This is a genomic window from Ramlibacter monticola (genome assembly GCF_016722785.1).
In the GTDB taxonomy this organism is placed as follows: Bacteria; Pseudomonadota; Gammaproteobacteria; order Burkholderiales; family Burkholderiaceae_C; genus Ramlibacter; species Ramlibacter monticola.
The window spans coordinates 1,064,658-1,077,500 of record NZ_JAEQNE010000001.1 but is presented as its reverse complement, the minus strand read 5'-3'; the positions used below and the strand labels follow the sequence as shown (position 1 = coordinate 1,077,500).

Below are 12,843 nucleotides of genomic sequence, written 5' to 3'. Positions count from 1 at the left end.
CGTGTTTCCTCGTAACAAAGCAAAAAAGCCCGCCGGGCGTCCCCAACGGGCTTTCTCGAGAGGCGTTCCGCCGGGGCTCAGTAGAGCTTCTTCGGCAGCTGCATGCTGCGAACGCGCTTGAAGTGGCGCTTCACGGCGGCAGCCTTCTTGCGCTTGCGTTCGGCGGTGGGCTTCTCGTAGAACTCGCGGGCGCGCAGCTCGGTCAGCAGGCCCAGCTTCTCGATGGTCCGCTTGAAGCGGCGCAGCGCCACGTCAAACGGCTCGTTTTCCTTGACTCGAATGGTCGTCATGACTTCCTGAATATTCAGTTGGCGGATGAAGATCGAGGACATCCGCCGGGGGTTCCCCACCTGTAGGTTCGATCAGGCCGGTGGGGGTTTGCCAGCAAAGCCCAAGATTATAGCCTTCTCGGCCGGTACTTCAAGATGGGCAGAAACGTACCTCAGCCGTTCGTCGCGGCCAGGGCCTGGGCGCAGGCCCGGGCGCTGGCCCACGCCCACTGGAAGTTGTAGCCGCCCAGCCACCCGGTCACGTCCACCACCTCGCCGATGAAATAGAGGCCCGCCTGCCTCGATTCGAGCGTCTGCGAGGAGAGTTCCCGGGTGTCCACCCCGCCCGCGGTCACTTCCGCCTTGCGGTAGCCCTCGGTGCCGGTGGGCACCAGCTCCCAGCGGGAAAGCCGCTGCGCCAGCTGCTGCAGCGCCTTGTCGCCGGCTTCGTTGACCGGGCGCTGCCATGCCGGATCCTGCTGCACCCACGCCTCGGCCAGCCGCGCCGGCACCCACTGCGCGAGTTCGTTGGCGAGCAGCTTGCGCGAACGCGTCTTGGCACGCGCCAGTTCGCCCGCCACGTCCACGCCGGGAGCGAGGTCGATGCGCAGGGGCTGGCCTTCGCGCCAGTAGCTGGATATCTGCAGCACCGCCGGGCCGCTGAGGCCGCGGTGCGTGAACAGCAGGTCCTCGTCGAAGGCCATGCGGTCCTTCTTTTCGCCGGTCTCGATGCGCACCGGCAGCGAGAGGCCCGCGAGCTGCGCGAACGGCGCCCACGCCTCGCCGTCGAAGGTGAGCGGCACCAGCGCCGGCCTCGGCGGCACCACGCGCAGCCCGAACTGCTGCGCGATTCGGTAGCCGAAGTCGCTGGCGCCGATCTTCGGGATCGACAGCCCGCCGGTGGCGATCACCACGCGCCGCGCCCGCACGGTGCCGCGGCTGGTCTGCAGGACGTACCCCGCGCCGTCGGCGGCAAGCTCCCGCACGCTGCACGGCTGCCAGTGCGCGACGTCGCCGGCGCCGCACTCGTCCTGCAGCATGCGGATGAAGTCCTCCGAGGCGCGGTCGCCGAACAGCTGGCCCTTGTGCTTCTCGTGGAAGGGAATGCCGTGCTTCTGCACCAGCGCGATGAAGTCGGCGGGCGTGAAGCGCGCCAGCGCCGAGCGGCAGAAGTTCGGGTTGTCGCCCAGGAAGTGCTTGTGCGGCGCGCGCGGATCGAGATCGCGGTTGGTGAAGTTGCAGCGGCCGCCGCCGGAGATGCGGATCTTCTCCGCCAGCTTGTCGGCGTGGTCCACCAGCAGCACCTTCACCCCGAGCTGCCCCGCCACGGCGGCGCAGTACAGGCCGGCGGCCCCCGCGCCGATCACCACGGCATCGAAAGCGGAAGGGGCGGGTGCGTCGGACATGGGCGCGCATTATGGCCGTGAAGCCCTTCACGCTCCGCGCCGCCTCGGGCGAGGTGGACCCCCTTCCGGTCCCTGTTCGACCGATTGCTCTCGCGGGTCCGCTCCTACGATTCTTTACATCCAGAAGGTGGAGAAGGAGAGCGAATGAAGAAAGCCTCGATCTTGCTGCTGGCGCTGGCTTGCGCGGCAAGCGGTGCGGCCCGGGCCGGCACCTATGCGATCCAGCAGGAATCCGACTGTCCCGGCATCAGCGCCGACGCACTGCTGCAGGAGATCCGCAAGGTGGGCGCGGCCACCGGCCTCGACCTGCCGAGGGACATGGCCCTGCGCGCCGAACTGCGCTGCGCGCCGGAAGGCAGCGCCGGCAAGGCGCGGCGCTACGTGTACACCTTCCGCGCCGCCATCGAGAAGCAGCTCGCCGACGGCGACCTGCTGCGCTGGGCGCCGCTGGCCCAGCTCACGGGCTTCGGATCGGCCGCCGGCAGCAGCGCGCTGCTGCGCCAGGTGGGCGCCACGCTGCGCGACGTGATCCGCCAGGATCCCTGAAAGGAAAGGGGGAGGGGCGGCGCGCGGGGCGCCGCCTCAGGCGGCCACCGCGGCGCCCTGGGCCGCCAGCACGATGGACAGGTGCGCATGCTGCAGCGCGCGCTCGCGGGCGTCCTGCATCACGGTGCGCGCGATCGGCAGTTCGCCGAGGCGGAAGGCGCACAGCACGAAGTTGCTCGTCGCGAGCTTGACCACTTCCGACAGCGACATGGCGACCAGCACGTCCGCCATCTCGGCACCAAGGCCCAGGCACAGCATCGCCGCGGCGCGGTCCTGCCGCAGCAGCTTCTGCGCGAGCAGCAGGTACGTCAGGTTGAGGTCGGCAATTTCCTTGGTCGCGTCCGCAGCTGGCATTTTGGTGTCTCCGGGGCGCGAGTGTGACAGTCTGTTACTCGGCCCGGAACTCCCGTGCTGGACGGGAGGCAGCCCGCTCCGGACCAGTGGCAGCTCCCGTGAGCCGCACCACAGCCGCTAGGCGGCCGGGGCCGGGCTGGACTTCTTCTTCCCGGCCCGCGACGGCGGCCGGCACAGAACGCAGACGTAATCGCGCCGGTCCTCGTTGGCGTGGACCACGAAGCGGCCGGTGCAGCGGGTGCAGCTGGCCAGGTCCAGCATGCGGCTGTCGAAGAAGCGCACCAGCATGCAAGCGCGGGTGAAGTCCAGCACCTGCTCGTCGCCGTGCGCCTGCACCTGCTGGCGGTACATGCGGAAGGCCTTCATCAGTGCCTCGAGCCGCCCTTCGGCATGGGCCTGCATGTGCAGGTAGACGTTGTAGAACATCGAGGCGTGGATGTTGGCCATCCACGTCATGTACCAGTCGGTGGAGAAGGGCAGCAGGCCCTTGGGCGGCGAGACGCCGCGGATCTCCTTGTACAGGCGCACCAGCCGCTCCCGGCTGAGGTCCACCTCGGCTTCCAGGAACTGCAGGCGCGCGCCCAGCTCGATCAACTGGACGGCGAGCTGCACCTCGCGCGCCTCCTGCAACACACTCTTCTGCGACATCCATCCTCTCCGCGAACTGCCGGAGAGGCCTCGGGGCGCCCGGCTCGCGCCGGGCGCTCAAGGACCTCCAGGACCCGGGATTGTCACTTCCTCGTCAGGCGGCTGCCGGCGCAAGCGCCAGAGGCCCCGCGGCGGAAGCAGCCGGCCGCGCCGGCAGCAGGCCGCCCGCGCCCGGGCCGCGCGGGGCGAGCGTCACCGCCTGCCGGTCCGCCAGCCGGAACACGCTGACCGACTTGAGCAGGTCGCCGGCCTGCTCGCGCATGGCGTGCGCGGCGGCGGAGGCTTCCTCCACCAGGCTGGCGTTCTGCTGGGTGACCCCTTCCATGTCGGCGATGGCCTGGTTGACCTGCTCGATGCCGCGCGTCTGCTCCAGGGTCGCGGCGGAGATCTCGGCCACGATCGTGCTCACGCGCCGGATGCTCTCCACCACGTCCTGCATGGTGTGGCCGGCCTGCCCGACGAGGCTGCTGCCCGCCGCGACGTTGCCGGTGGACTCGTCGATCAGCGCCTTGATCTCCCTGGCGGCCGCCGCGGAGCGCTGGGCCAGGTTGCGCACCTCCGCCGCCACCACGGCGAAGCCGCGGCCCTGGTCGCCCGCCCGCGCGGCTTCCACCGCGGCGTTGAGCGCCAGGATGTTGGTCTGGAAGGCGATGCCGTCGATCACGCTGATGATGTCGGTGATGCGCCGCGCGGAGCCTTCGATGCGCCCCATCGTGTCGACCACGTTGCGCATCACCTCGCCGCCCTGCTGCGCGGTCTGCGAGGCCTGCGCGGCCAGCTGGTGCGCCTCGCGCGCGCTGTCGGCGTTCTGCTTCACCGTGCTGGTCAACTCCTCCATCGACGCGGCCGTCTCCTCCAGGGAACTGGCCTGTTCCTCGGTGCGCTGCGACAGGTCCTGGCTGCCCGAGGAGATCTGCGTCGAGGCCGCGGAGATCGCCTCCGTGCCGGCCCGCACGTGGCCGACGATGGAGACCAGGCCGCGGTTCATGCCGTCCAGGGCCCGCAGCAGGTCGCCGGTTTCGTCGGACGCATCGGTGCGGATTTCGGCCGTCAGGTCGCCTCCGGCGATGCGCCCGGCGTGCGCTATCGCCGTCTTCAGCGGCCGCACGAGGTTGCGGCTCATCGCGACCGCCACCATGGCGGAGATCACCAGCGCGAGCGCACCCAGCACCAGCAGCGCCGCCACCGCCTTGTTGAAGGCGGCGTCGGCGCGCTCGTAGGCGCTCTGGGCATGCGCTTCCTGCCGCGCCACCAGCTGCGCGAACACGTGCACCATGTCCTGGAAGGCGGTGTCGGCGTTCTGCATCTGCATGGCGCCGATGCTCACGTCCACGGTGCTCAGGTCGATGGCCTTCAGCATGGAGTCGCGGTACTTCGCCAGCCGCCCCGACAAGTCCTGCAGCAGCTTGCGGTCTTCGTCCTCCAGCGGCAGCCGGCCCAGGGTCTCCAGCGTGGCGGCGATGCCGTCGATCTTCTTCTTCTGTTCCGCCGTCGTGCGCTCCACCTGTTCCGGCTTCAGGTTCTGGACCCAGGTGAACAGGCGGTAGACGTTGGAGTGGACTTCGCTGATCGCCTGCGCGGCCTGCGCGGCGCTCTTGTAGGCGCTGAAGCGCTCCTTGTACAACTGCTCCAGGGTGCGCGACTGCATGCCGAGCACCCCGTAGGAGACCACCGCCAGCGTGAGCAGGAACACCATGGCCACCAGCGGGGCCACGGCCACTTTTTGCCAGAGCTTCATGTTTTCCTCCCTCCGGGCCCTCGGCGGGCCTTCGGCTTACTTCTTGTAGATGCCGCCGCAGACGACGTAGTCGTCCAGTCGTTCGCAGTAGGCCGTCTTCGGCTCGATTTTCTTGCTCACCGGGTTGACGAACTTGTAGTCCGTGTAGAAGCTGGTCTTGGTCTTGCCGAGGTCGACGCGCTCCTTGATGTATTCCTTGCCGTCGATGTCGCGCATGTCGATGAAGTTCTTGCCGACCATCTTCTCGTTGGTGCCGTGCGCCACGCAGGTGCCATCGAGCTTGTGCGCGGCCAGGTACAGGTCGCGGTCGTGGAATTCCTTGCTGTCGCGGCGGGTGATCTCGGCGAAGCCCTTGTCCTTGCCGTTGGCCTTGATGTAGGCCACGCCCTTCTTCACCATCGCCTCGGCTTCCCTGGCCGTCGCCGCGTCGTCCGCGGCATGGGCCGCGCCGGCGCCCAGCACCGCCGCCAGGGCCAGGGGCAGCATCGAATGGTTCATGTGCTTCATAGCTCCGTCCTCTCTGATTGAATTGGATACAACTCGGCCATTCTGGCCGAGCTCCCCATCTCCCAATGGGAGGAACAGAAGCCGGTTTGCGGAGCACATCACGTGATTGGCGGCCTCTTAGGAAAATGACTTAGAAAAGCTGTCGCGCGGACGCGAAAAAGTTCTCGCCGATCTACGGGGAGGCTGTGGAGAGGTTCATTTCCGCCGGATGAGGGAATCCGCGGGGGCGCGTAGTGGCGCGGGGGCGCGCAGTGGCCCGGGGGGCGCAGTGGCCTTCTTGCCGGACCAGAGCGGGGCTGTCCGTCTCTGCGACTGTCCCCCGGCGCGGATGAGAACCGCGCCTCGGGTGAGCGCGGCGCCCGCGCCTCCTCCTTTATGTCGCCGAGCCGGACAGCCCCGCTCTGGTCGTGCGCCGCGGCAGGTTCGTGCGCAGGGGCTCCGTTGACGCGTGCCGCTAGCGAACCAAAAGAAGCGGCTGCCGCGCTTCTCTTGCGAAAGCCCTGGGCCGCTCAGGCCGCGCGCGAATTCGGCAGTGCCTGGCCGGCCACGGCGATGCCGCGCACCACGTCGCCGACCACGATCACCGAGGGGCTGGCCAGTCCTTCGCGTTCGATCGTGGCGGCCAGTCCGCCCAGCGTTGTGACGGCGTGGCGCTGCTCCGGCATCGAGGCGCGCTGCACGATTGCGACGGGCGTCGCGGCGGGCAGGCCCGAGAGCAGTTCCTCCTGGATGCGGCCGGCGCTGCTCACACCCATGTAGATCACCAGCGTGAGGTGCGCATCCCGCGCGGTCGCCGCGAGGGCCTTCCAATCGGGCGGGCGTGCACCTCTTTGGGCATGGCCCGTGAGGAAGATCACGCCCTGCGCATGATCCCGGTGCGTGAGCGGCACGCCCAGCGAGGTCACCGCCGCCAGGCCCGAGGTGATGCCGTTGACCACCTCGACGTGGATGCCGGCGGCGCGCAGGTGCTCCACCTCCTCGCCGCCGCGGCCGAAGATGAAGGGGTCGCCGCCCTTGAGCCGCACCACGTTCTCGCCTTCGCGCGCGGCCATCACCATCAGCCGCTCGATGAAGGCCTGCGGCGTGCTCTTGCAGCCGCCGCGCTTGCCGACCTGGATGATGCGCGCGCCCGGGGGCGCGTGGGCCACCACCTCGGGGCTCACGAGGTCGTCGACCAGCAGCACGGTCGCGGCCTGGATGGCCTTCAGCGCCTTCAGGGTCAGCAGTTCCGGATCGCCGGGACCGGCGCCCACCAGGGTGACTTTGCCTGTGTTCATGCGGTGGCCAGGTGCAAGATGTGTTCCACCTGGAGCGCCATCGATTCGGGCACCGGCTTGCGCCCGGCGAGCACGTCGCGGATGTAGGCGGCGGTGGTGTCGGGGTCCACCTGCTTCGGTAGTTCCGGCAGTTCGGCCAGCGTGCCCTTGCGGCCCTCCTGCAGCGTCACGCGGCGCCCGTCGCGGAAGCCGTCCATCTGGGGCAGGCGGCGGGCGTCGGCCACCACCTCGCCCTCTGTGCCGCGCAGCAGCAGCGCGGTGGCGCCGATCGCCTCGAACACCGCACCCATGGAGAGGGCGTATTCGGGATGGGTGTAGCTGCTGACGATCACGGCCGGGCCGGCGACGGGATTCATCAGCTTCACCAGGCTGTGCGCGCTGTTGCGCAGGCCGATCTGGCGGCGCGCATCCAGCAGGCGCTTGAGCCCGGGGCTCAGCACTTCGGTGGGCACGAAGGCGACCTCGCCGTCGCGCAGGACGGGCGCGGCGTCGTGCGCCTGCACGTCCATCGCGTGCAGCACCTCGCGGACGAACACGCGGCTGGATTCGGTGGCCGTGCCGTGGATCAGCACCGGCAGGCCGCGCCGGGCGACCAGCCCTGCCAGCAGGGGCGTCAGCACCGGCAGCCGGCGCGCGCCGTTGTAGCTCGGCAGCACGACCACGGCCTTGCCGCTGGCCGAGGAGACGCGCTGCAGCCGCGCATGGGCGGCATCGAGGAAGCCGCACATCTCCTCGGGCGTCTCGCCCTTGACGCGCATGGCGATGCAGAAGGCGCCGACCTCGAGGTCGGTCACGCCGCCATCGAGGATCTGGCCGAAGAGGTCGGCCGCCTGTTCGCGCGCGAGCGGGCGGGCGCCCTGCTTGCCGCGGCCGATTTCCTTGAGGTAGTGCGAGATGCCCACGCGCAATTGTCCCAGAGCACTGATGACTGAAAGCTATATGCGTATTCCGCCGGCGCGGGGGGTCAACCCTGATGCCGCCCCCAGGCCCCGCTGGCACACTGCGCCGCGAAAGGGAGTCCGCATGACGCACCCGCTTCGAGCCGCCGTCCTCGCCCTGCTGGCCGTGGGCGTCGCTGCGGCCGCGTCCGCGCAGGCGGCCTACCCGCAGAGCCGGGTGACCCTGGTGACCCATTCGAGTCCCGGTGGCGGCAGCGACGTGTTCCTGCGCGAACTCGCGCGCCACCTCGGGCCCACGATGGGCGTCAACTTCGCAATCGAGAACGTCACCGGCGGCAGCGGCGCCAAGGCCATGGCCACGGTGGCGCGCGGCAAGCCCGATGGCAGCGTCTTCTACGCCACCACGCCGACCTACATCCAGACCACGCTGCTGGCGAAGCCCGACGTGGGCTACACCGCGCTGGAGCCGGTGGCGATCCTGTTCGAGGACCCGGAGGTGGTCTTCACGCGCGCCGAGGCGCCCTTCAAGACTCTCGGCGACGTGATCGAGCACGCCCGGCGCAACCCGGGCAAGGCGCGCTGGGGTGCGGCCAACCCCACCTCGCTGGAGCGCATCGCGCTGGAGCGCATGTCGCGCCGGATGAACGTCAAGGTGGCGGTGGTGCCGCACGAGGGCGGCGGCGACCTGATGATCAACGTCCTGAACGGCACGCTGGACATCGGCGTCGGCGAAGTCGAGGAACTGAAGGGGCAGTTGCAGGCCGGCAAGGTGCGCATCCTCGCCGTGTTCTCCGACAAGCGCATGGCGCTGCTGCCCCAGGTGCCCACGGCGCGGGAGCAGGGCGTGGACGTGGTGGTGCGCAAGTTCCGCGGGCTCGCGGCGCCCCGGGGCGTGTCGCCAGAGGCCGTGAAGGCGCTGGAGGCCGGCCTGCGCAAGGTGCTGGCCGCGCCCGGATACCAGAAGAGCTACACGGAGAGCAACCTAGTGCCCATGATGATGGGGCACGACGAGGCGGTGCGCTTCACCGGCGAAGTCGCCACCGACATCGCCCAGACCTTCCGCGAACTCGGGATCACGCCCCGATGAGGGTGGCCCGCGGCGATCTCGCGCTGGGCCTGGCCGCGATCGTGCTGGCCGCCGCCTGGCTGGGGCTGGCCGGCCGCATCCCGGAAAGCCTGCTCTCGGACACCGTCGGCGCGGCCGGCCTGCCGCGTGCGGTGGGATGGGCGCTGGGCTGCGTCGGCGTGCTGCTGTGCGTGCGTAGCCTGCTGGGTGCCGCGCCGGCCAAGGAGCCGGGCGGGGGCTGGCGCCCCCACCTGCGCGCCCTGGGCCTGCTCGCGATCCTGTTCGGCTACGTGCTGCTCGCGCCCTGGCTCGGGTACGCGCTCGCCACCGGGCTGCTGCTTGCGGCGGGCGCGGCCTACGCCGGTGCGCGACGGGCGCGCGAGCTGGTGCTGGTCCCGGCCATCGCGGCGCTGGTGTTCTGGCTGCTGTTCGTGCACGCCTTCGGCATCCCGATGCCGGGGAGCGTGCTGCTCGGAGGCGCGTGAGGCATGGAAGCCCTGCTGCAGGCCCTGGGCGCACTCACCGGTAGCTGGGCGATCCCGGCGGCCTTCCTCGGCGTGCTGTGGGGCATCCTGGGCGGGGCGCTGCCCGGCATCTCGCCCTCGATCGCGATGGCCATCCTGCTGCCCATGACCTACGGCATGCAGCCGGTGACGGCGATGGTGCTGCTGGCCAGCGTCTACGTCGGGGCGGAGTACGGCGGCTCGATCCCCGCCATCCTGATCCGCACGCCCGGCACCAATTCCGCCGCCGCCACCACGGTGGACGGCTACGAGATGGCGCGCCAGGGCCGCGCCGGCGAGGCGCTGGGCATCTCGCTCGTCGCCGGGCTGGTGGGCGGCCTGTTCGGGCTCGTGGTGCTGGTCACCGCGACCCGGCCGCTCGCCAACGTGGCGCTGTCCTTCACGCCCATGGCCTACTTCGCGCTGGGCATCCTCGGCATCTCGGTCATCGCCAGCCTTTCGGGCGGGTCGCTGCTGAAGGGCCTGCTGGCGGCGCTGCTCGGCCTGATGCTGGCGATGGTGGGGTCCGACCCCGTCTCCGGCGTGTCGCGCTTCACCTTCGACCAGCCGGAGCTGCTCGGGGGCATCAAGCCGCTGCTGGTGATGGTGGGCCTGTTCGCCGTCTCCGAAATGCTGGTGCAGGTCAGCGAACCGCCCTGGGCCCGCGCCGACGCGCGCAACACGCGGCTGAAGCTGCCGGACGGGCCGATGATGAAGCGGCTGGCGCGGCCCACGGCGATCGGCTGCGCGATCGGCACCTTCGAGGGCGTGACGCCCGGTGCCGGCGGCACGGTCGCCGCGTTCATGTCCTATTCGGAGGCCCGGCGCTGGTCCAAGAAGCCCGAGGAATTCGGCCAGGGCTCGCCCGAGGGCGTGGCCGCGCCCGAGTCGGCCAACAACGTCGTGACCGCGACGGCGCTGGTGCCCCTCCTGAGCCTCGGCATCCCGGGGTCCAACTCCGCGGCCGTCCTGCTCGGGGGCTTCCTGGTGCACGGGCTGCAGCCTGGCCCGATGCTGTTCGAGAAGGCGCCGCAGGTGGTGTACGGCCTCTACGCGGGGCTGCTGGTCGCGAACCTCGCGATGCTGCTGATCGGGCTGGTGATCCTCACGCCCTGCATCTGGCTGGTGAACCGGCCCAAGCCCTGGCTGATCGCCTTCATCCTGGCGCTGGTCGTGTCCGGCGTGTACTCGGTGCACCAGAGCCTGTTCGAAGTGGGGCTGGTGCTGAGGATCGGCGCGCTGGGTTACGTCCTGCGGCTGGCCGGCGTGCCCATGCTGCCGATGGTGCTGGGCGTGGTGCTCGGCTTCATGATCGAGTCGAACTACCGGCGCAGCCTGCTGCTGTCCGGCGGCGACCATTCGATCTTCATCACCGACCGCGTGTCGCTGGGGCTGCTGCTGGCCGCCGCCGCGCTCGCCATCTATTCGACCTGGCAGGAAATCCGCCGCCCGCGGCGCCGGCGCGCGGCGCTGGAGGAGCAGACCACGTGAGCGAGAGACTTCCCGAAGTGTCCGTGGCGCAAGGGCTGGCGCAAGGCATCGCCGCATTGCCGGAGGGCACGCCGCCCGCCATGCGGCAGGCCTGCGGGTCGCTGCTGGTGGACGTCGCCGGCATCTGCATCGCGGCGCGCCGCACCGACTTCATGCGCGCCACGGTGCAGGCGAGCGACGACCCCGGCGAGTGCACCGTGATCGGGCAGGCGCAGCCGCGCAGCGTGGCGATGGCGGCGCTGTGCAACGGCACGGCGGCGCACGGCGAGGACTACGACGACACCTTCGAGGGCGGACCGGCCCACGCGGGCGCGGTGGTGGTGCCCGCCCTGCTGGCGACGGCGGAACGCCACGGCCTCGGGGGCGCCGACCTGGGCCGCGGGCTTGCCGTGGGCGCCGAGGTGATCTGCCGCCTGTGCCTGGTCGCGCCGAAACTGGTGCACAAGGCGGGCTTCCATCCGACCGCGGTGTTCGGCGCGATCGGCGCGGCCGCCGGGGTCGGCGCGGCGCTGCGCCTGGACGCGCGGCAGCTGGTGGACGCGATGGGCGTTGCCGGCAGCATGGCCTCCGGGATCATCGAGTACCTGGCCGAAGGCGCCTGGACCAAGCGCATGCATCCCGGCTGGGCCGCGCAGGCGGGCTACCGCGCCGCGCGCCTGGCGCAGGCCGGCTTCACGGGGCCGCGCACCCTGTTCGAGGGCGAGCACGGCTTCTTCCACGCCTTCGCACGCACGCACGAGGGGCGCTTCGACCTCATGCTGGAGGGCTTCGGCACCCGCTGGCTGGCCGCCGACATCGCCTTCAAGCCCTATGCCTGCGGCACCATGGCGCATCCCTATATCGACTGCGCGCGCCGGCTGGTGGCGCAGGGGCTGGATCCTTCCGAGGTCGAGGGCATCGAGTGCGAGACGGCCGAAGGCATCGTGCACCGCCTGTGGGAGCCGCTGGCCAACAAGCAGAACCCGCCCAACGGCTATGCGGCGAAGTTCAGCATCCCGTACGCGATCGCGGTGGGCCTGCTGCGCGACGACGCGGGCCTGGGCGAGTACGAGGAGGCCGTGGTGCACGATCCGGCGGTGCGCGCGCTGGCCGGCCGGGTCCGCTATGTCGTCGACCCGGAGAATCCCTATCCGCGCCAGTTCACCGGCCACCTTCGCGTCACGCTGCGCAGCGGCGAGGTGCTGGAGATCCGGCAGGGGCACTTCCGCGGCGGCGTGGAGGAGCCGCTCTCATTCGAGGACCTGGTGAAGAAGTTCCGCGCGAATTGCGGCTACGGCGGAGTCGACGCGGACCGCGCGGGCGAGCTGCTGGAGCTGCTCTCCAATCTCCTGGACGCGCCGCGCATGGACTTGCGCGCGCTGCGCTGCGCATGATCTCGCGGGTCGCCCTCGTCACCGGCGCGGGACGCAACATCGGCCGCGCCATCGCCCTGGCCCTGGCGCGCGAGAGCGCCGCGGTGGTGGTCAACGTGCGCTCCAACGCCTCCGAGGCCCAGGCGGTGGTGCGCGAGATCGAGGCGCAGGGCGGGCAGGCGGTCGCCAGCCTGGCCGACGTGAGCGAGCGCGAGGCGGTCGACGCCATGGTGGACGAAGTGCGCCAGCGCTACGGTCGGCTCGACGTGCTGGTGAACAACGCCGCCGTGCGGGAGGAGTCTCCTTTCGAGGCCATGGAGTTCGAGGCGTGGCGCAACGCGCTGGGGGTGTGCCTGGATGGCGCCTTCCATTGCACGCAGGCGGCGCTGCCGCTGCTGAAGGCGAGCGGCCAGGCGAGCGTGATCAACATCGGCGGGCTCACCGCGCACACGGGCGCGAGCCGGCGGGTGCACGTCGTCACGGCCAAGGCCGGCCTGGTGGGCATGACACGCGCGCTGGCGACCGAGCTGTCGCCGCAGGGCATCACCGTCAACTGCGTGGCGCCGGGGCTGATCGACACGGCGCGCGTCGGCACCAAGGTGCCGCACCACCATGCGGCGCAGCGCAACCTGGTCGGCCGCGCCGGCCTGCCGGAGGAAGTGGCCGCGGCGGTGTGCTGGCTGGCCGGCCCGAACGCGCGCTATGTCACGGGGCAGGTGATGCACGTGAACGGCGGCGCGTACCTCGGCGGCTGAACAGCTCGTAGCACCAAAGGTTTCATCGCCTG

Annotated in this window: 14 protein-coding genes; 6 read left to right on the top strand and 8 right to left on the bottom strand. The window is 70.6% G+C overall.

The annotated features are described in order from the left end of the window. Window positions 1-77: 77 nt before the first annotated feature. Window positions 78-290 (bottom strand): 30S ribosomal protein S21, encoded by a 213-nt coding sequence (rpsU, locus tag JJ685_RS05070; RefSeq protein WP_104301834.1) that lies wholly within the window; start codon window positions 288-290, stop codon window positions 78-80. A 152-nt stretch (window positions 291-442) separates the two neighbouring features. Next, window positions 443-1,675 (bottom strand): BaiN/RdsA family NAD(P)/FAD-dependent oxidoreductase, encoded by a 1,233-nt coding sequence (locus JJ685_RS05065; protein ID WP_201673104.1) that lies wholly within the window; start codon window positions 1,673-1,675, stop codon window positions 443-445. 144 nt (window positions 1,676-1,819) lie between these two features. Here JJ685_RS05065 and JJ685_RS05060 point away from each other — a divergent pair, with 144 nt between their 5' ends. Next, window positions 1,820-2,221 (top strand): hypothetical protein, encoded by a 402-nt coding sequence (locus tag JJ685_RS05060; RefSeq protein ID WP_201673103.1) that lies wholly within the window; start codon window positions 1,820-1,822, stop codon window positions 2,219-2,221. Between the two features lie 36 nt (window positions 2,222-2,257). Here the strand turns inward: JJ685_RS05060 and flhD are convergent, their stop codons facing one another. From flhD to ybiB, 6 genes are all read right to left on the bottom strand, one after another. Further along, window positions 2,258-2,575: a flagellar transcriptional regulator FlhD gene (gene flhD / locus JJ685_RS05055; protein WP_201673102.1), complete on the bottom strand. Its 318-nt coding sequence runs from the start codon at window positions 2,573-2,575 to the stop codon at window positions 2,258-2,260. 117 nt (window positions 2,576-2,692) lie between these two features. Then, the gene (flhC, locus tag JJ685_RS05050) at window positions 2,693-3,223 is read right to left on the bottom strand and encodes a flagellar transcriptional regulator FlhC (RefSeq protein ID WP_201673101.1); all 531 of its coding nucleotides are present in this window, start codon (window positions 3,221-3,223) and stop codon (window positions 2,693-2,695) included. 94 nt (window positions 3,224-3,317) lie between these two features. Further along, the gene (locus tag JJ685_RS30220) at window positions 3,318-4,961 is read right to left on the bottom strand and encodes a methyl-accepting chemotaxis protein (RefSeq protein WP_330901703.1); all 1,644 of its coding nucleotides are present in this window, start codon (window positions 4,959-4,961) and stop codon (window positions 3,318-3,320) included. Window positions 4,962-4,997: 36 nt separating this feature from the next. After that, on the bottom strand, window positions 4,998-5,468 hold the full coding sequence (locus tag JJ685_RS05040) for a cache domain-containing protein (RefSeq protein WP_236598678.1): 471 nt from the start codon (window positions 5,466-5,468) through the stop codon (window positions 4,998-5,000). A gap of 509 nt (window positions 5,469-5,977) precedes the next feature. Then, window positions 5,978-6,745, bottom strand: coding sequence for a uroporphyrinogen-III C-methyltransferase (gene cobA, locus JJ685_RS05035; RefSeq protein WP_201673100.1), 768 nt, complete (start codon window positions 6,743-6,745; stop codon window positions 5,978-5,980). Continuing rightward, window positions 6,742-7,647 (bottom strand): DNA-binding protein YbiB, encoded by a 906-nt coding sequence (gene ybiB / locus JJ685_RS05030; protein WP_201673099.1) that lies wholly within the window; start codon window positions 7,645-7,647, stop codon window positions 6,742-6,744. Before ybiB ends, cobA begins: the two co-directional genes overlap by 4 nt. Window positions 7,648-7,768: 121 nt before the next feature. On the opposite strand from ybiB, the gene JJ685_RS05025 reads away from it, so the two are divergent. The 5 genes from JJ685_RS05025 to fabG are packed head-to-tail and all read left to right on the top strand — an operon-like array spanning window position 7,769 to window position 12,811. Next, the gene (locus tag JJ685_RS05025) at window positions 7,769-8,731 is read left to right on the top strand and encodes a Bug family tripartite tricarboxylate transporter substrate binding protein (protein ID WP_201673098.1); all 963 of its coding nucleotides are present in this window, start codon (window positions 7,769-7,771) and stop codon (window positions 8,729-8,731) included. Beyond that, window positions 8,728-9,195: a tripartite tricarboxylate transporter TctB family protein gene (locus JJ685_RS05020; RefSeq protein WP_201673097.1), complete on the top strand. Its 468-nt coding sequence runs from the start codon at window positions 8,728-8,730 to the stop codon at window positions 9,193-9,195. The genes JJ685_RS05025 and JJ685_RS05020 overlap by 4 nt, the downstream gene beginning before the upstream one ends. 3 nt (window positions 9,196-9,198) lie before the next feature. Next, entirely contained in the window at window positions 9,199-10,704 is a 1,506-nt protein-coding gene (locus JJ685_RS05015) for a tripartite tricarboxylate transporter permease (protein ID WP_201673096.1), read from the top strand. Then, window positions 10,701-12,077: an MmgE/PrpD family protein gene (locus JJ685_RS05010; RefSeq protein WP_330901702.1), complete on the top strand. Its 1,377-nt coding sequence runs from the start codon at window positions 10,701-10,703 to the stop codon at window positions 12,075-12,077. Before JJ685_RS05015 ends, JJ685_RS05010 begins: the two co-directional genes overlap by 4 nt. Beyond that, on the top strand, window positions 12,074-12,811 hold the full coding sequence (gene fabG / locus JJ685_RS05005) for a 3-oxoacyl-ACP reductase FabG (protein WP_201673095.1): 738 nt from the start codon (window positions 12,074-12,076) through the stop codon (window positions 12,809-12,811). The genes JJ685_RS05010 and fabG overlap by 4 nt, the downstream gene beginning before the upstream one ends. Window positions 12,812-12,843 lie beyond the last annotated feature (32 nt).